The organism is Arsenicicoccus sp. UBA6765 (assembly GCF_002453335.1).
Taxonomy (GTDB): domain Bacteria; phylum Actinomycetota; class Actinomycetes; order Actinomycetales; family Dermatophilaceae; genus Arsenicicoccus; species Arsenicicoccus bolidensis.
This window is the reverse complement of record NZ_DKGR01000064.1, coordinates 1-17,198: the sequence shown is the minus strand read 5'-3', so window position 1 is coordinate 17,198 and position 17,198 is coordinate 1. Positions and strand designations below refer to the sequence as shown.

12 protein-coding genes, 1 tRNA gene and 1 other RNA gene are annotated in these 17,198 nt (G+C 72.5%); 4 read left to right on the top strand and 10 right to left on the bottom strand.

Annotated elements, in window-relative coordinates; all coding sequences use genetic code 11:
• Positions 1–86 precede the first annotated feature (86 nt).
• Positions 87–1,154, bottom strand: coding sequence for an aspartate-semialdehyde dehydrogenase (locus tag B4K29_RS18040; RefSeq protein ID WP_286968437.1), 1,068 nt, complete (start codon positions 1,152–1,154; stop codon positions 87–89).
• A gap of 54 nt (positions 1,155–1,208) precedes the next feature.
• A complete protein-coding gene (locus tag B4K29_RS18035; RefSeq protein ID WP_286968435.1) occupies positions 1,209–2,477 on the bottom strand; it encodes an aspartate kinase in 1,269 nt (422 codons plus the stop codon).
• Positions 2,478–2,692: 215 nt separating this feature from the next.
• On the opposite strand from B4K29_RS18035, the gene B4K29_RS18030 reads away from it, so the two are divergent.
• Positions 2,693–3,874, top strand: coding sequence for an AMP-binding protein (locus tag B4K29_RS18030; RefSeq protein WP_286968434.1), 1,182 nt, complete (start codon positions 2,693–2,695; stop codon positions 3,872–3,874).
• Here B4K29_RS18030 and B4K29_RS18025 read toward each other — a convergent pair.
• On the bottom strand, positions 3,861–4,985 hold the full coding sequence (locus tag B4K29_RS18025) for an 8-amino-7-oxononanoate synthase (protein WP_286968432.1): 1,125 nt from the start codon (positions 4,983–4,985) through the stop codon (positions 3,861–3,863). The two genes, B4K29_RS18030 and B4K29_RS18025, sit on opposite strands and share 14 nt — an antisense overlap.
• A gap of 31 nt (positions 4,986–5,016) precedes the next feature.
• Here B4K29_RS18025 and B4K29_RS18020 point away from each other — a divergent pair, with 31 nt between their 5' ends.
• The gene (locus tag B4K29_RS18020; RefSeq protein WP_286968430.1) at positions 5,017–6,273 is read left to right on the top strand and encodes a glycosyltransferase; all 1,257 of its coding nucleotides are present in this window, start codon (positions 5,017–5,019) and stop codon (positions 6,271–6,273) included.
• A 1-nt stretch (position 6,274) separates the two neighbouring features.
• Here B4K29_RS18020 and B4K29_RS18015 read toward each other — a convergent pair whose 3' ends face one another.
• Both B4K29_RS18015 and recR read right to left on the bottom strand, forming a co-directional pair.
• Complete coding sequence (locus B4K29_RS18015) at positions 6,275–6,844, bottom strand: DUF5063 domain-containing protein (RefSeq protein ID WP_286960035.1); 570 nt, start codon at positions 6,842–6,844, stop codon at positions 6,275–6,277.
• Complete coding sequence (gene recR, locus B4K29_RS18010) at positions 6,837–7,436, bottom strand: recombination mediator RecR (RefSeq protein ID WP_286960034.1); 600 nt, start codon at positions 7,434–7,436, stop codon at positions 6,837–6,839. Before recR ends, B4K29_RS18015 begins: the two co-directional genes overlap by 8 nt.
• 134 nt (positions 7,437–7,570) lie before the next feature.
• On the opposite strand from recR, the gene B4K29_RS18005 reads away from it, so the two are divergent.
• Entirely contained in the window at positions 7,571–8,395 is an 825-nt protein-coding gene (locus B4K29_RS18005) for an LLM class F420-dependent oxidoreductase (RefSeq protein WP_286960033.1), read from the top strand.
• A gap of 286 nt (positions 8,396–8,681) precedes the next feature.
• On the opposite strand, the gene B4K29_RS18000 is transcribed toward B4K29_RS18005, so the two are convergent.
• The 3 genes from B4K29_RS18000 to ffs form a co-directional block, all read right to left on the bottom strand.
• Positions 8,682–9,350: a lysophospholipid acyltransferase family protein gene (locus B4K29_RS18000; protein ID WP_239264222.1), complete on the bottom strand. Its 669-nt coding sequence runs from the start codon at positions 9,348–9,350 to the stop codon at positions 8,682–8,684.
• Positions 9,351–9,469: 119 nt separating this feature from the next.
• The gene (locus tag B4K29_RS17995; protein ID WP_286968427.1) at positions 9,470–12,103 is read right to left on the bottom strand and encodes a DNA polymerase III subunit gamma and tau; all 2,634 of its coding nucleotides are present in this window, start codon (positions 12,101–12,103) and stop codon (positions 9,470–9,472) included.
• 102 nt (positions 12,104–12,205) lie between these two features.
• Positions 12,206–12,302: signal recognition particle sRNA small type (gene ffs / locus B4K29_RS17990), an RNA gene on the bottom strand.
• A gap of 111 nt (positions 12,303–12,413) precedes the next feature.
• On the opposite strand from ffs, the gene B4K29_RS17985 reads away from it, so the two are divergent.
• Positions 12,414–14,963 (top strand): bifunctional FO biosynthesis protein CofGH, encoded by a 2,550-nt coding sequence (locus tag B4K29_RS17985; protein WP_286968425.1) that lies wholly within the window; start codon positions 12,414–12,416, stop codon positions 14,961–14,963.
• 144 nt (positions 14,964–15,107) lie between these two features.
• Here B4K29_RS17985 and B4K29_RS17980 read toward each other — a convergent pair.
• Together B4K29_RS17980 and B4K29_RS17975 are read right to left on the bottom strand one after the other, a co-directional pair.
• Positions 15,108–15,195, bottom strand: a tRNA-Ser gene (locus tag B4K29_RS17980).
• A 76-nt stretch (positions 15,196–15,271) separates the two neighbouring features.
• Positions 15,272–16,816, bottom strand: a complete 1,545-nt coding sequence (locus tag B4K29_RS17975; protein WP_286968424.1) for a M4 family metallopeptidase — start codon at positions 16,814–16,816, stop codon at positions 15,272–15,274.
• Positions 16,817–17,198 lie beyond the last annotated feature (382 nt).

The following is a 17,198-nucleotide window of genomic DNA, read 5'->3' as shown; positions in this document are numbered from 1 at the left end:
GTACCGAGACACGACATCCAACATCCTTGGAGCAAACACTCACGATCTTTTGTGGGCGTGTGCGGGCGCCGGACGCGCCGCGCGGGTCAGGCGGTGCGCAGCCCCAGCTCGTCGGCCACGAGCTCGGCGATCTGGACGGCGTTGAGCGCCGCGCCCTTGCGCAGGTTGTCGTTGGCGACGAACAGCACCAGGCCCTTGCCGTCGTCGACGGACTGGTCCTGGCGGATGCGCCCGACGTATGACGGGTCGGCGCCCGCCGCCTCGAGGGGCGTCGGCACGTCGCGCAGCTCGACGCCCGGCGCGGACGCCAGCAGCTCGGTGGCCCGCTGCACCGAGATGGGGCGGTCGAACTCGGCGTTGATCGACAGCGAGTGGCCGCTGAAGACGGGGACGCGCACGCACGTGCCGGAGACGCGCAGCTCGGGCAGGGCGAGGATCTTGCGCGACTCGTTGCGGAGCTTCTGCTCCTCGTCGGTCTCCAGCGAGCCGTCGTCGACGATCGAGCCGGCCATCGGCAGGACGTTGTAGGCGATGGGGGCGACGTACGTGGCGGGCTCGCCCAGGTCGACGGCCGACCCGTCGTGGGTCAGGCCCTCGATGGCGCCCTCGCCCGCGTCGGTGCCGCGGCGCACCTGGCCGGCCAGCTCCTCGACGCCGGCGAGACCGGAGCCCGACACGGCCTGGTAGCTGGAGACCACGAGCCGCTGCAGGCCGGCCTCGTCCGCGAGGGGCTTGAGCACCGGCATCGCGGCCATGGTCGTGCAGTTGGGGTTGGCGATGATGCCCTTGGGGCGGTCCTTGATCGCGTCCGGGTTGACCTCGGAGACGACCAGCGGGACCTCGGGGTCCTTGCGCCAGCCGGAGGAGTTGTCGACCACGACGACCCCGGCCTCGGCGAAGCGCGGCGCCTGGGCCTTGGAGGTCGTGGCGCCCGCGGAGAAGATCGCGATGTCCAGGCCGCTCGGGTCGGCGGTCGAGGCGTCCTCGATCGTGATCTCCTGCCCGCGATAGGTCAGGGTCTTGCCCGCGGAGCGCGCCGAGGCGAACAGCCGCAGCGAGGCGACCGGGAAGTCGCGCTCCTCGAGGATCCGCAGGACGACGGTGCCGACCTGGCCGGTGGCGCCGACGACGCCGAGGTTGACTCCAGTGCTCATGTCAGTCTCCTAGTGCAGCAAGCGAGCTCGGTATGGCGGAAGGCCCGCCAGGCGTCAGCGTCCGGTGCCGCCGTAGACGACGGCCTCACCGGACGCGCTGTCCAGCCCGAACGCCGTGTGGACGGCGCGCACCGCGTCGTCGAGCTGGTCGTCGCGGGTGACGACCGAGATGCGGATCTCCGAGGTGGAGATCATCTCGATGTTGATGCCCGACTGGGCCAGCGCCCGGAAGAAGGTCGCCGACACCCCGGGGTTGGACTTCATGCCCGCGCCGACGAGCGAGAGCTTGCCGATCTGGTCGTCATACTGCAGCGACCGGAACCCGACGCGGTCCTGGACCCGGCCGAGGAACTGGGCCGCCTGCGGGCCGTCCGTCTTGGGCAGGGTGAAGGAGATGTCGGTCAGGCCGGTCTCCACGGCCGAGACGTTCTGCACGATCATGTCGATGTTGACGCCCGCCTGCGACAGCGCCTCGAAGACCTCGGCGGCCTTGCCCGGGTTGTCGGGCACGCCGACGATCGTGATCTTGGCCTCGCTGCGGTCGTGCGCGACTCCGGAGATCAGGGATGCTTCCACGTCTGCTCCTTCGGGGTGGTCCATGACGAGGGTGCCCTCCTTGTGGGAGAAGGACGACCGCACGTGGATCGGGAGGTTGTAGCGGCGGGCGTACTCGACGCAGCGCAGCATGAGGATCTTGGCGCCGTTGGCGGCCAGCTCGAGCATCTCCTCGCTGGACACGCGGTCGAGCTTGCGCGCCGTCGGGACGATGCGGGGGTCGGCGGTGAATACGCCGTCGACGTCGGTGTAGACCTCGCAGACGTCCGCCTCGAGCGCCGCCGCCAGCGCCACGGCCGTGGTGTCCGAGCCGCCGCGGCCGAGGGTGGTGATGTTCTTGGTCTCCTGCGAGACGCCCTGGAAGCCGGCGACGATCGCGATGTGGCCATTGTCCATGGCCCCGCGGATGCGCCCCGGCGTGACGTCGAGGATGCGGGCCTTGCCGTGCTGCTCGTCGGTGATGATGCCCGCCTGGCTGCCCGTGAAGGACTGGGCGGTGTAGCCGAGGTTGGCGATGGCCATCGCCATCACGGCCATCGCGATGCGCTCACCGGCGGTGAGGAGCATGTCCATCTCGCGCAGCGGCGGCAGCGGGCTGATCTGGGTCGCCAGGTCGATGAGCTCGTCGGTGCTGTCACCCATGGCGCTGACCACGACGCAGACGTCGTTGCCGGCCTTCTTGGTCTCGACGATCCGGCGTGCGACACGCTTGACGCTGTCGGCGTCCGCGACGGAGGAACCGCCGAACTTCATGACCACCAGGCTCACGGTGTCGCCTCTCGGGACGGGGATGGGGCGGTGCCAGCCTAGCGAGCGCAGCCGCCGCGCCTGGTCAGCGCCGCATCCCGAGATGTCGGGTCGAACCCAGGCCGATGGACCTACCTCAGGCGGTCACATCGGCCTGGCGTGCGAAGGCGGGCGGACGTCACTACCTCAGGTAGGTCCTGAACGGTGTTCAGGTGGGCCGACTAGGGTCGAGGTCCATGAGCCGCTCCCTCGTCGCCTGGCCACCACCGGGCGCCAGCGCCCACGACGTCCTCGCCGACGTGGCCACCCTGGCCACCCTCGAGGCGGCCCTCGACGGGACCGGGCCCGCGGTCGTGGCGGCCCAGGCGGTCGACCCGGCCGACTGGCCCTCGGTCCCCGACGAGGCGGCCGTCATCATCGCCACGTCCGGCACCACCGGTCAGCCCAAGCCCACCATGCTCGCCGCAGCGTCGCTCGCGCAGGCGGTGGACGGCGTGCAGGATGCCTTTGGCGGCCCGGGGCAGTCGCTGCTGGCCGTCCCGCCCTCACACATCACCGGCATCGCCGTGATCCTGCGCAACCTCGCCGCGGGTCACGAGCCCGTGGCGGTGGCCCCGGGGCACTTCGACGGGGCCGCGTTCGTCGAGGCGACGCGGCGGCTCGACCCTCGCGCGGCACGGCGCTACGTCACGCTGGTGCCCACCCAGCTCCACCGCCTCCTCGCGGATCCCGAGGCCGTGGCGGCGCTCCGCGACTACGACGTCGTCGGGGTCGGAGCCGCGCCGCTGCCCACCGTCGACCGCGCTCGGGCGAGGGCGCTCGGCATACGGCTCGTGGACGGCTATGGGTGCAGCGAGACCTCCGGGGGTTGCCTGTATGACGGACGCCCCCTGCCTGGCACCGACGTGGTGCTCGACGGCGACGGGCGGGTCCACGTGGGCGGGCCCCTGGTGGCCCTCGGGTACCTGGGGAGGCCGGACGCCGACGCCGCATTCGGCGCCGACGCGTCCGGCCGGAGGTGGTTCCGCACCAACGACCACGGACGGCTCCTGCGGGACGGCCGGGTGCAGGTGGTCGGCCGACTGGACGACCTGATCATCAGCGGCGGGCTCAAGGTCGCGCCGACCGTCGTGGAGGACGCGCTCGGCGCGGCCGTCCCGGAGCTGGGCGAGACCCTCGTGGTGGGCGCGCCCGACGCCGAGTGGGGCGAAGCCGTGACGGTGCTGGCGGTCGCGGGCACCGTCACGGGTCAGGCGATCCCGACGCTCCCCACGATCACGGTGCTGCGGGACCGGCTGCGGCACCACCTGCCCGCGCACGCTCTGCCACGTTCGCTGCACCTGGTGGAGGCCCTGCCCCGCCGGGGGCCGGGCAAGCTCGACCGCGTCACGGCGCGGGCCCTCGTCAGCGGCCCGTGACCTCCCGCAGCACGTGCACGGCGTGAGCCAGCTCGTCGTCCGTCAGGTCGGCGTGACCGGTGAGGCGCAGGCGGGACGCACCGTCCGGGCTCGAGGGGGGCCGGAAGCAGCCGATCCGCACGCCCCGGTGGCGCGCTGTCTCCACGGCGGCCACCGCCTCGCGCGGTCCGGGAGCCGGGATGCTGAGGACGGCCCCCGCCGGTGCATCGACCTCGACGGACTCGGCGAGCACCGCCATGACCTGCGCGAGGCGCCTTGGGCGCCAACGCTCCTCGCGCAGGGCTCGCAGCGCACCCAGCGCCGCCCCGGCCGCGGCCGGGGCCAGACCGGTGTCGTAGATGAACGGGCGGCCGGTGTTGACGAGGTGGTGCCGGACCGCCGGGTGCGCCAGGACGGCGCCGCCCTGCGCGGCCAGTGACTTGGACAGGGTCGCGGTGACCACGACGTCGGGACGAGCGCCGAGCCCCGACGCCGCGACCAGCCCCTCACCACGCTCCCCCAGGACGCCGAGGCCGTGTGCCTCGTCGACGAGCACCGTCGCTCCGAGATCCGCTGCCACGCCGGCGATCTCGTCCAGCGGCGCCGCGTCGCCGAGGACGCTGTAGACCGACTCGACGACGACCAGCACCCGCGCCGTGCCGGCCTCGCGCACGAGCCGCGCCAGGTCGTCGACGTCGTTGTGCCGCGCCACCACGACCCGGCCGCGCGACAGGCGACAGGCGTCGATGAGGGAGGCGTGCACATGGGCGTCCGACACGATCGTCGTCTCCGCGTCGGCCAGGGCCGTGATCGCCGCCAGGTTGGCGTGGTAGCCCGTCGACAGCACGAGTCCCGTTGCGGCACCGGTGAGCTCGGCCAGCTCGCGCTCGAGCTCCCCGTGGATCGCGAGCGTCCCGGACACCAGACGCGAGGCGCCGGCTCCCCCGCCATACGACCTTGCTGCCTCGACGGCGCCGGACACCACGAGGGGGTGGCGCAGGAGCCCGAGGTAGTCGTTGCCCGCGAGGTCCACGAGCTCGTCGCCGTCCCTGGCGCGCAACCGCCTTGTCAGGCCGAGGGATTCGCGGTGCTCGTCCTCCGCCGCCAGGTGTCGGAGCAGCGGGGTGGGCATACCGCGAACCTACCTCAGGTAGGTTCAGAGGGTGCGCTACCTGTTGCTCGCGTGGGGCTCGCGCGGAGACGTCCAACCCTTCGTCGCCCTGGGGCTCGGTCTGCGCGACGCCGGCCACGAGGTCACCATCGCGGCCACGCTCGATTTCGAGCCCTGGATCCGCGAGGCGGGGCTCGGCTACACGGACTTCGGTGTCTCGGTGGCCGAGCTGTCCCGCACCGACCTAGGACGCCGCTGGCTCGGCGGCACCTCCCGCAGCACGGTCGCCGAGATGCGCCTCATGCACGAGGTGAGCACGCTGGCGGCCGACGTCGTCACCACGACGCTCCTGCGCGCCGCCCCGGAGCACGACGTCCTGATCTCGAGCACGCTCACCTACGAGGCCGGCTGGGTCCTGGCCCGGCACACGGGGATCGGCCACGCCATCGCCCTGTTCGCGCCGGTCCTGCAGACCTCGCTCGGCTCGTCCTACGTGTACGCCGCGCTCCCCGGCCGCCGCTCGGCGCTCAACCTCGTCGCGGGCACGCTCACGTCGACCGCCGTGCAGCCCGTCATCGCCCCCATCGCCCACGAGCTGCGCCGCCGCATCGGGGTGCGCCGTCCGACGCTGCAGCAGCTGATGACCGAGATCCGCTCCGCCCCCGCGCTGATGGCCGTGAGCCCCCACGTCGTGCCGCCGGCGCCCGACTGGCCCATGACCGTGCACGTCACGGGGTTCTGGACGCTCCCGGGAGACCCCGGCGACGGCCACGTCCCCGACCCCGTGCTCGTCGACTTCCTCGAGGCGGGTCCGCCGCCGGTCTACGTGGGCTTCGGGTCGATGAGCTCCCTCGACCCCGAGGGCAGCTCACGGGTCGTGGCCGACGCCGTCCGGGCCGTGGGGATGCGCGCCGTGGTGCTGCGCGGCAACGCCGACCTGCATGTCGAGGGCGACGACGTCCTCACCGTCGAGGGCGCACCCCACGACTGGCTCTTTCCTCGTACGGCGGCCGTCGTCGGGCACGGCGGGGCGGGCACGACCGGGGCGGCCTTCCGCGCCGGGGTGCCGCAGGTCGTGGTGCCGCACATGGGCGACCAGGCCTACTGGGGGCGGCGCGTCCACGCGCTCGGCTGCGGGCCGGCGGCCATCGCGCGACGAGAGCTCACCCCGGAGCGGCTGGCGGACGGCATACGAGCTGCTCTGTCACCCGGATGTGCCGTCGCGGCCGCCAGGCTCGGCGACGAGGTGCGCGCCGAGCACGGCGTGGCGTCAGCGGTGGATCACCTGACGCGGATCTTCGACCGCTGACTCAGGTGTGCAGCGCGTCGAACTCCGCCTCGGCCACGATCTCCTCGTCGGCGTCGAGCCGGATGTGGGCGAGCACCGACTGCAGCACGCGCAGCGCCGACGCCGCCCGGTCGCCCCACGAGGACAGGTAGGAGAACTGCCACCACCACAGCGCCTCGACCGGACGCCCGGCCTCGTGGTGCTGCAAGCCGTGGACCAGGTCGACGACGATCGAGGCCAGGTCGTTGGACAGGGACCCCGCGGTCAGCTCGACGGACGTGACGGGGTCGACGACGTCGGCATACTCGTCCAGCCCCTCGAACAACCGCGCCAGACCGGCGCGGACCGGGTCCGTGTCGACGTCGGGTCCGGGGTCTGGCTCGAACTTCTCGACCAGCACCACGTCCTGGATGGCCCCGAGGCGCGCACCCGTCAGCAGCACCTGCGAGAGCCCCAGCAGCAGGAAGGGGATCGCGGAGTCGGGCGCATCACCCCTGGCCACGTCGGTCACGATGTCGCAGAAGGCGCGCACGTCCTCAGCGGTCTGGCGCTCCACCGCGGCCAGGTCGTCGGCCATCGTCGGTTCAGACATTGAGCATCCTCCTACCCTCGAACGCCCTCCCGAGCGTGACTTCGTCGGCGTACTCCAAGTCTCCACCCACCGGCAGACCGCTGGCGAGGCGGCTGACCTTGAGCCCCATGGGCCCGAGGAGCCGCGCGAGATAGCTCGCGGTGGCCTCGCCCTCGAGGTTGGGGTCCGTGGCGATGATGATCTCAGTGATCTCGGTGCTGCCGAGCCGGGCCATCAGCTCGGTGATGCGCAGGTCGTCCGGGCCGATGCCGTCGATCGGGCTGATCGCGCCGCCGAGCACGTGGTAGCGCCCCCGGAACTCGCGCGTCCGCTCGATCGCGACGACGTCCTTGGGCTCCTCGACCACGCAGATCAGACCTGCCTCGCGGCGAGGGTCCCGGCAGATGCGGCACTGCTCGGCCTCGGCGACGTTGCCGCACACCACGCAGAAGCGCACCTTGGCCTTGACCTGCACGAGCGCGTCCACGAGCCGCTGCACGTCGACCTGGTCGGCCTGCAGCACGTGGAACGCGATGCGCTGCGCACTCTTGGGGCCGACCCCGGGAAGTCTCCCGAGCTCGTCGATCAGATCCTGGACAGCACCCTCATACACATCCGCGAGCCTATGCCCTGGCACCGACAAACCCCGTCGCGCCGGGCTGACGATCACGAGTGACCGGGCTCCCCGGGGCCAAGGTTGTCGTGCTCGGGTGGTGGGGTCCGCGCTCGTCGGCCAGAGTTGACCGTATGACGACCGCCGCCGCCTCGCGCCCCATCCGCATCGGGCTCCAGCTGCAGCCTCAGCACGCCACCTATGCCCAGCTCCGCGACGCCGTCAGCCGGGCCGAGGACCTCGGCGTGGACATCGTCTACAACTGGGACCACTTCTACCCGCTCAACGGCGACCCGGACGGTGCGCACTTCGAGTGCTGGACGCTGCTCGCCGCGTGGGCCGAGCAGACGACGCGGGTGCAGCTCGCGCCCCTCGTGACGTGCAACAGCTACCGCAACCCCGACCTGCTCGCCGACATGGCCCGCACGGTCGACCACATCAGCGACGGCCGGTTGATCCTCGGCATCGGCTCGGGCTGGTTCGAGCGCGACTACGACGCGTACGGCTACGAGTTCGGCACCGCCGGCTCGCGGCTCGACGACCTCGCCGAGTCGATGCCCCGCATCAAGGCGCGGTGGGCGGCGCTCAACCCGCCGCCCACGCGCGACATCCCCGTCCTCATCGGCGGCGGCGGCGAGCGCAAGACGCTGCGGATCGTGGCTCAGCACGCCGACATCTGGCACACCTTCGCGACGGGCGAGGAGCTCGCGCACAAGGCGTCGGTCCTGCGTGACCACTGCGCCTCGGTCGGACGGGACCCCGCCGAGATCGAGATGTCGGTCGGCGTCGGCGGACGCGGGCGTGACGGGCGGCAACCCGAGGCCCCAGAGGTGGAGGGCACACCGCTGCTCGAGCTGGGCGCGACGACCTTCACGATGGGCATCAGCGGGCCGGACTACCCGATGGAGCACGTGGAGCCGTGGCTGCGCTGGCGGGACGAGCTCAACGCCGCCCGCTGACCCAGCACGCCCACGCCCGCAACACCGTGCACTCCCCGCGCTCGCAGCGCTGACCCGGCACGCCCACGCCCGCAACACCGTGCCCTCTCCGCGCTCGCAGCTCACAAACGCACGCTCCTGGCGCCCCCAACCCGCACAACGCGCGCTCGCAGCTCACAAACGCACGCTCCTGGCGCCCCCAACCCGCACAACGCGCGCTCCCAGCTCACAAACGCACGCTCCTGGCGCCCCCAACCCGCACAACGTGCGCTCGCAGCTCACGAACGCTGGCCTGCGGCGGTGCGGGTCAGGCCTGGGCGGAGCGGTCGTTGGTCGTGCCCGCGAGCTCCTGGCCGGTCAGCGTGTGAATCGCCGCCATCACCTCGTCCGTGACCTGGCGGCGGGCCCTGGCCGCGGGGACACCGTCGAAGCGCCCCGCCACCTCGATGGGGGTGCCGAACCTGACGGTGACCTTGGCGATCCGGGGCCACCGGGCGCCGACGGGCTGGATGTCGGGGGTGCCGATCAGGCCGACCGGCACGATCGGGCAGCCCGCCTGCAGCGCCAGCCAGGCCGCTCCGGTCTTGCCCTTGTAGAGACGACCGTCGCGCGATCGCGTGCCCTCCGGGTAGATGCCGGTGGCACCGCCGCGGCGGAGGACCTCCAGCTGCGCCTCGAGCGACTGCTGCGCGGCGCGGGACGAGTCGCGGTCGACCGGGATCGCGCCGACGGCCTCGAACATCTCGCGACGGATCGCCCCGGCGACGCCCGTGCCCGTGAAGTACTCCGCCTTGGCGAGGAAGGCCACCTGACGCGGCGCGGCCAGCGGGATCACGAAGCTGTCGATGAAGGACAGGTGGTTGCTCGCCAGGATCACCGGCCCACGCCGGGGGACGTTGTCGATGCCATCGATGTGCGGTCGATAGATCGCGTGGGTCACCGGCTTGAGCACCGAGTGGACGAGTCGGTAGAACATGGACCCTCGCAGTCGACGGAACGGGCGTGCGGGCCGAGCCTAGCGGTCCCGGGCGTGGGGACAGACCCGCTGGCGCGCACCGCGTCCGTATGCCGGTCCCACCGCCTCGCGCGCCACCGTCAGGGGGTGCGCTCCTCGATGACCTTGCCGCCGAGGATGCTGGCGATGACCGCCGGACCGGCGGCACCCCCGTCGACGCTCTCGTCGTCGGTGCTGACGTCCTCGTCGGAGACCCGCTTGACCTGACGACCCTGGCCCTGACGTCCCTCCTGGGCGGCAGCCCGGCGCATCGCACGCTGGTAGGGCGACAACGACGCCTCGTCGACCGGAACCGACTCGGGGTCGACCGGCTCGTCCTCGTCGCGCGGCTCACCAGCTGCGGAAGGTCGCGCGGGCCGGTCGGAGGTCTGACCGGAGCCGCGTGAGTCTCCGGCCTGCCCTGGGCCGCGTGAATCTCCGGTCTCTCCACCGCCGGGGGCGCGTGATCCCGGTGCGGCTGCTGCTGGGGGTGATGCCGACGAGGGGCCGGTCGCCGGATCCGACTCCGCCGCCGAAGGGGAGGGCGTCGCCCAGTCAGGAGCAGGGGAACCTGCCGCCCAGCCTCCCGAGCTGTCGTCGCCGCGGGACGGCGCACCGCCCATCCCCATGGCTTCGCGCATCTCCGGGGAGGGGGCATCGTCGTGGGCCGGTGAGCCCCCTTGTGACCGACCGCCCCCGTGCGCCGGAGCTGCGGGCCCGGAGCCAGCGTGGTCCGGTGGCGCCGAAGGCTCGGCCGTCGCCGGGCGGGGCGCCTGCTGACGCGGTGCGCCGTGGCCACCACCGCCGCCGCTGGCGTGCGACGCCAGGGGCACGCCCTCGACCTGGGCGTCCACGCCGATCACGTCGATGAGCGCCTGACGCACCACCTCGGCGTGGACCTTGCTGGTCGCGAAGCGTTGGGCCACTCCGGGATTGTTGATGCCGAGCACCACGCGGCGGCCGTCGAACTCCATGATCTGGGCGTGCTCGGACAGCATCGTCCAGGTCACGCGCTTCTCCTTGAACACGGTCGCCAGCACGTCGGGCCAGGCGCGACGGAGCATGTCGGCGTCGACCCCGCCGTGAGTCTGGGGTGCGCTCTGCGGGTGTGCGGCTGCCGGCCGGGTCTCGCGCACCTGCTCCTGCTGCAGCGCCTCGCGCTCCTCGGCCGAGACGCCACCGCTGCGAGGCACGTCACCCGGGGTGGGCTGGGCGGGCGGCGGCTCGTCGCTGACCCTCGAGGCGTCGGCCGCCACCTGCTCACGACGCTCCTCCCCCTGCTCGGCAACGGGGGACGGCGACGAGCTCACGGTCGGCGAGGGGGCCGAGCTCGACGACGGGGACGACGGTGCAGGCACAGCAGGCGCCTGCGGCTGGGAATGGGGCTGCCCCTGCGCCTGGGACGAGGACTGGGCTCGTGACGGGGAGGGGGCAGACGCGGCTGCCGGAGCGGAGGAGTCGGCGGGACGCCGGGCGGCGGCGCGTGCGGCCTCGGCACCGCTCAGACCACCCTGGCGCGAGTCCGAGACCCCACGCGAATCGGCACCCGGCTCGGCGGACGCGGGGTGGCCACCCCCCAGCTCCATGCGGCGCTCGAGGCGGTCGATGCGGGCGGCATACCCCTGCTCGCCGGCGGCCCCGGGCAGCAGCAGCCGGGCGCAGATGAGCTCGAGCTGCAGGCGCGGCGAGGTGGCGCCGGTCATCTCCGTGAGGCCGGTGTTGACGACGTCGGCGGCGCGGGACAGTGCCCCGGCGCCGAAGCCGGCCGCCTGCGAGCGCATCCGCTCGAGCTGGTCCTCGGGCACGCCGCGCAGCACGGCGGCCGCGCCCTGGTCGGTGGCCAGGACGATGATCAGGTCACGCAGCCGCTCGAGCAGGTCCTCGAGGAAGCGGCGCGGGTCCTGGCCCGACTCGATGACCTTGTCGATCTGACGGAACACGGCGGCCCCGTCGGCGGCGGCGAGCGCGTCGACGGTGGCGTCGAGCAGCTCGACCTCGGTGAAGCCGAGCAGCGCCGCGGCCCGGTCGTAGGTCAGCCCCTCGTCGCCGGCGCCCGCCATGAGCTGGTCGAGCACGGAGAGGGAGTCACGGACCGAGCCGCCACCCGCGCGCACGACGAAGGACAGCACGCCCTGCGCCACCTGCACGCCCTCGGCGTCGCACAGCTCCTGCAGGTAGTCGGTCAGCCGGGCGGGCGGCACCAGCCTGAACGGGTAGTGGTGGGTGCGCGAGCGGATGGTGCCGATCACCTTGTCCGGCTCGGTGGTCGCGAAGACGAACTTCACGTGCTCGGGCGGCTCCTCGACGATCTTGAGCAGCGCGTTGAAGCCCTGCGGCGTCACCATGTGCGCCTCGTCGATGATGTAGACCTTGTAGCGCGAGCGCGCCGGGCCGTACGACGCCTTCTCCCGCAGGTCACGGGCGTCGTCGACACCACCGTGGCTCGCCGCGTCGATCTCGATCACGTCGACCGATCCCGCGCCACCGCGCGCCAGGGCCACGCACGACTCGCACGTGCCGCAGGGGGTGTCGGTCGGTCCCTGCTCGCAGTTGAGGCAGCGCGCGAGGATGCGGGCGGAGGTCGTCTTGCCGCAGCCGCGCGGACCGCTGAACAGGTAGGCATGGCTGGCCCGGCCCGATCGCAGGGCCTGCATCAGGGGCTCGGTCACGTGCTCCTGCCCGATGACGTCGGCGAACGTCTCGGGGCGGTAGCGGCGGTAGAGGGCTGTGCTCACGAGAACGACCCTAGTGGTCGCCTCTGACAAGGGGTATGCCGTCGCGCCGGCCTGCGGCGGCCGTGGCGGCATACGCGCTGGTCCACCGGCAGGAGGGGGGCATGAGAAGACCCCCCGCGCACCTGGAAGAGCTCTCTTGCCCTTGCTGCATTCCTGCCCTGGGGGAGTTGGGAGAGGTACCACCACGCGGGGGGCCGGTCCTCATGCTAGTGCAGCCCCCACCCCATCAGCCAATCCCGCCAGGCAGCCCGTTCGTCGCCCCGCGGACCGCCCGAGGGGTCTGTCGGACCCCTGACGTAGCCTGCAGCGCATGACGGAGGAGACCAGGTCCAGCAACGCGATGCGGCGTTCGCTCGCCCGAGCGCGGGACGGCAAGGCGCTCGACGCCGCCGAGGCCGAGGTGCTGCTCGGGGCGCGAGGCTCGGACCTCGAGGCGCTGTGCTCGGTGGCCGGTCGGGTCCGCGACGCCGCGATGGTCCAGGCGGGGCGACCCGGCACGGTCACCTACTCCCGCAAGGTCTTCGTCCCGCTGACGCGCCTGTGCCGCGACCGCTGCCACTACTGCACGTTCGCGACCACGCCAGGACGCGTCGAGGCTCCCTACCTGTCGCTCGACGAGGTGGTCGAGATCGCCTGCGAGGGCGCGGCGCAGGGCTGCAAGGAGGCCCTGTTCACCCTCGGCGACCGCCCCGAGGACCGGTGGCCCGCGGCACGAGAGTGGTTGGACAGCAAGGGGTATGACGACACCCTGGCCTATGTCCGCGCCGCCGCGATCCGGGTGCTGGAGGAGACCGGGCTGCTCCCCCACCTCAACCCCGGCGTCATGAGCTGGTCCGACCTACAGCGCCTCAAGCCGGTCGCACCGTCGATGGGGATGATGCTCGAGTCCACCTCGACGCGGCTGACCGAGCCGGGCGGACCTCACTTCGGCTCGCCCGACAAGGACCCGGCCGTGCGCCTGCGTGTGATCGAGGACGCGGGCCGGGTCGGCGTGCCCTTCACGACGGGGATCCTCGTCGGCATCGGCGAGACGCCGGCCGCCCGCGTGGAGTCGATCCTCGCGATCAGGCGCCTCGCCCGGGAGTACCACCACGTGCAGGAGGTGATCGTCCAGAACTTCCGCGCCAAGGACGACACCGCCATGCGGGGCTCCGAGGACGTCGGACTCGAGGAGTACCTCGCGACGATCGCGGTGACCCGCGTCCTGCTCGGCCCGGGCACGAGCGTGCAGGCGCCGCCCAACCTCAGCGACATCGACGACTGCGGGCGCCTGCTGGCCGCGGGGGTCGACGACTGGGGCGGGGTCTCGCCCGTCACGCCCGACCACGTCAACCCCGAGCGTCCCTGGCCCGAGATCGAGCTGTTGCGGACGGTCACGGAGGCCGCCGGGCTCGAGCTGCGCGAGCGCCTGACGGCTCACCCGCGCTTCGTGCAGGGCGCGCTCGGGCGGGACGAGGCGTGGATCGATCCGCGGCTGCACCCGCACGTCGCCGCCCTGGCCGACCCGGCGACGGGGCTGGCGCGCGAGGGCGTGCGGCCGGAGGGCCGGACCTGGCAGGAGCCGGACGGCGGGGCCGAGAGCGGCGGCCTGACGCAGAGCCGGGGTCGCGTCGACCTGCACGCCTCCATCGACACGACCGGCCGGTCCGAGGACCGGAGGAGCGACTTCGACGAGGTCTACGGCGACTGGGCGGCCGTCGCCGAGCGGGCGACCACGAGCGCGGCAGTCGCGGCACACGGGAGCGGCGTCTCGACCCCGTCCGACGCCCGGCAGGCGCTGGCACGCGCCGAGGCGGACCCGGCGGGGCTGTCCGACGAGGACTACCTCGCGCTGCTCACGAGCGAGGGCGACGACCTCGAGCAGGTGACCCGGCTCGCCGACGACCTGCGGCGCGAGACGGTCGGCGACGAGGTCACCTACGTCCTCAACCGCAACATCAACTTCACCAACGTCTGCTACGTCGGGTGCCGGTTCTGCGCGTTCGCCCAGCGCAAGACCGACGCCGACGCGTTCACGCTGTCCCTGGACGAGATCGCCTCTCGCGCCACGGAGGCCGTGACGCTCGGCGCCACCGAGGTGTGCCTGCAGGGCGGGATCAGCCCCGACCTCCGGTCCGGGGACTACGCGCGGATCGTGCGGGCGATCAAGGACGTCCAGCCCCAGCTGCACGTGCACGCCTTCTCCCCCATGGAGATCGCCACCGCCTCCGCCAAGGCCGGCGTCTCCCCGCGCGCGTGGCTCGAGGAGCTCCGCGAGGCCGGGCTGGACTCGATCCCCGGGACGGCCGCCGAGATCCTCGACGACGAGGTCCGCTGGGTGCTGACCAAGGGCAAGCTGCCCACCGCGCAGTGGATCGAGATCGTCGAGACCGCCCACACGCTGGGGATCCCCAGCTCCTCGACCATGATGTACGGCCACGTCGACCACCCCCGACACTGGGTCGGCCACCTGCGCACGCTCGCCGGGATCCAGGACCGCACAGGGGGATTCACGGAGTTCGTGCCACTGCCGTTCGTGCACACCAACGCACCGGTCTATCTCGCCGGGGTCGCCCGTCCCGGGCCGACGCTGCGGGACAACCGCGCCGTGCACGCGGTGGCCCGCATCCTGCTGCACGGCCGCATCCGCCACGTACAGACGTCCTGGGTCAAGCTCGGCGTCGACGGCGCCCGGCTGATGCTGCGCGGCGGCGCCGACGACCTCGGCGGCACGCTGATGGAGGAGACGATCAGCCGCATGGCGGGCTCGGAGCACGGGTCGGCCAAGACCGTCGAGGAGCTGCGCGAGATCACCGACGGCATTGGGCGGCCGCTGCGTCAGCGCTCGACCACGTATGCCGAGCTGGTCACCCCCGCCTGACCCCTCCTGTCCGCGAGGCGCCGGGCCGAGGCACCAGGCCAGCGGCGGCGCCGGCAGCGGGCTTGTCGGCATACGGCAGGAGCAGACTGCCCGGACATGTGCAGAGGCCCCGCACCGAACGACGTCGGTGCGGGGCCCCTGCTGTGGCGGAGGATGGGGGATTTGAACCCCCGAGGGTTTTATCCCAACACGATTTCCAATCGTGCGCACTAGGCCACTATGCGAATCCTCCGCCGAGCAATGTACCGGATGGGGAGGCCCGGCTCACAATCGAGCGTCACCGCCCCGTCGCCGGAGGTTCACCCGCCTCAGTTGCTGCAGGTCTGCGTCCCGGCCGGGACCGCGATCCCGTCGAAGGCCGCGGCGACCGACGAGCACTGCGCGGAGCCCTTGCCGTAGATCGCCTTGGCCTGGCGGATCGCACCCTCGCGGGCGTCGGCGTAGCCGGAGCGGGAGGTCAGCTCGTTGGTGAGGGTGGCGTACCAGACCTTGGCAGCGACGTCGCGGCCCGCGCCGACGACGGCCTTGCTGTTGCAGGTGGGGCTGTTGTAGCTGACGCCGCCGACCGACTTGGCGCCAGAGCCCTCCGAGGCGAGGTAGAACCAGTGGTTGAGCGGGCCCGAGGAGTAGTGGACGTTGAGCCGACCGACCTTGGAGGAGTAGCAGTCGGCGCTGCGGCCGTCCTTGCTCGGCTTGTCCATGTAGCGGAAGGGCGCACTGCCCAGCTCCTCGCCGATCAGGTAGTCGCCGGCGTCGACCGGGCTGGCGGCGTAGAACTCGACCATGGTGCCGAAGATGTCCGAGGTCGCCTCGTTGAGGCCGCCGGACTCCGCGCGGTAGGCCAGGCCGGCGGTGTTCTCGGTCACGCCGTGGGTCATCTCGTGGCCGGACACGTCCAGCGAGGTGAGCGGGTTGGCGTTGCCGGCACCGTCGCCGTAGGTCATCTGCGTGCCGTCCCAGAAGGCGTTGTCGTAGGCGTTGCCGTAGTGGACCCGCGAGGGCGCCCCCTTGCCGGTGTCCCAGATGCCCTTGCGGCCGAAGGTCGTGAGGAAGTAGTCGTAGGTCTTCTGCGCGCCGAACTGGGCGTCGACCCCGACCGACGCGCGGTCGGACATCGCCCCGTTGCCCCAGACGTCGTCGGCGTCGGTGAGGACCGTGCCCGCGCCGGTGGTGGCGCCCTTGAGGTCGGTGGTCCGGTGCCCGAGGGCGTCGACCATCTGGAAGCTCGGCGCCGATCCGCTGGTGCCGACGGTGACGTTGCCGACGTGGATGCCGTTGCCCGTGCCGGGGGTGACGGTGTCCCAGCTCTCCAGCACCGCACCGGTCTTGGCGTCGACGGCGACGTGCAGCGCGGTGGGGGTCTGGTCGGTGCGGATGCCCTTGACGACGACCTCGTGGGCCAGGCGCGGGCCGGCGTCGCCGTTGTGGATCACGAGCTCGCTGCTGACCGTGGGGGTGCCGGCAAGACCGGTCGCGGTGGCGCGAGCCGTGGCCTGGGCGGCAGTGGCGCTGACCTTGGGCGTCTTGTCAGAGAGGGCGACCGCACGACCGCGACCCCAGGTGGTGCGCCGCACGGCACCCTTGGCGTCGGAGTGGACGACGATGTCGCCGCCGACGACGCGCAGTCCGTCGACGCGACGGTCGTAGCGCGTGTGGGTCACGCCGTCGGGGGTGCGGCCGACGGTGCGCTGGATGAGCTGCTCTCCGGAGCCGAGGCCGAGCGCCCGCGCGGTGGCCCCGGCGGCGTCGGAGGGGGCGGCGGGGGCGGCCGACGACGTCGCGGGGGCGAGGGTGGCGGCGAGCGCCAGGGCCAGCGGGGCGGTCAGGGCAGCAGCGGTGCGTGCGCGAGACATGGATCCTCCGGGGGGTCGTCGATGGATCTCCGCGGGGGCGGAGCGGGGGCCATCGACCCGTCGAGCAACGGGTGGGGGGAATCTACGTCCTGCAACCGTTCCTGGGAAGACCCTGACCAGCATGAGATCCGAGCGATCACAGATGCGCAGGTCAGGGGGCTACCCGCCGGTATGACGATCAGCCCGACCTCACGGAGCGTCACCATCTGGCGGCGACCGGGCCGCCATACGACCGGCGAAGGTCAGCCCGGTCAGGCACATCCGCCAGGGCCCGGCACATCGACCTGGGTCCGGCACGTCGACCTGCGGTGCCAACCCAGGCTGATGTTCCTACCTCAGGTAGGCACATCGACCTGGCGTGCTAGGGCGTGTCTCCCAATGG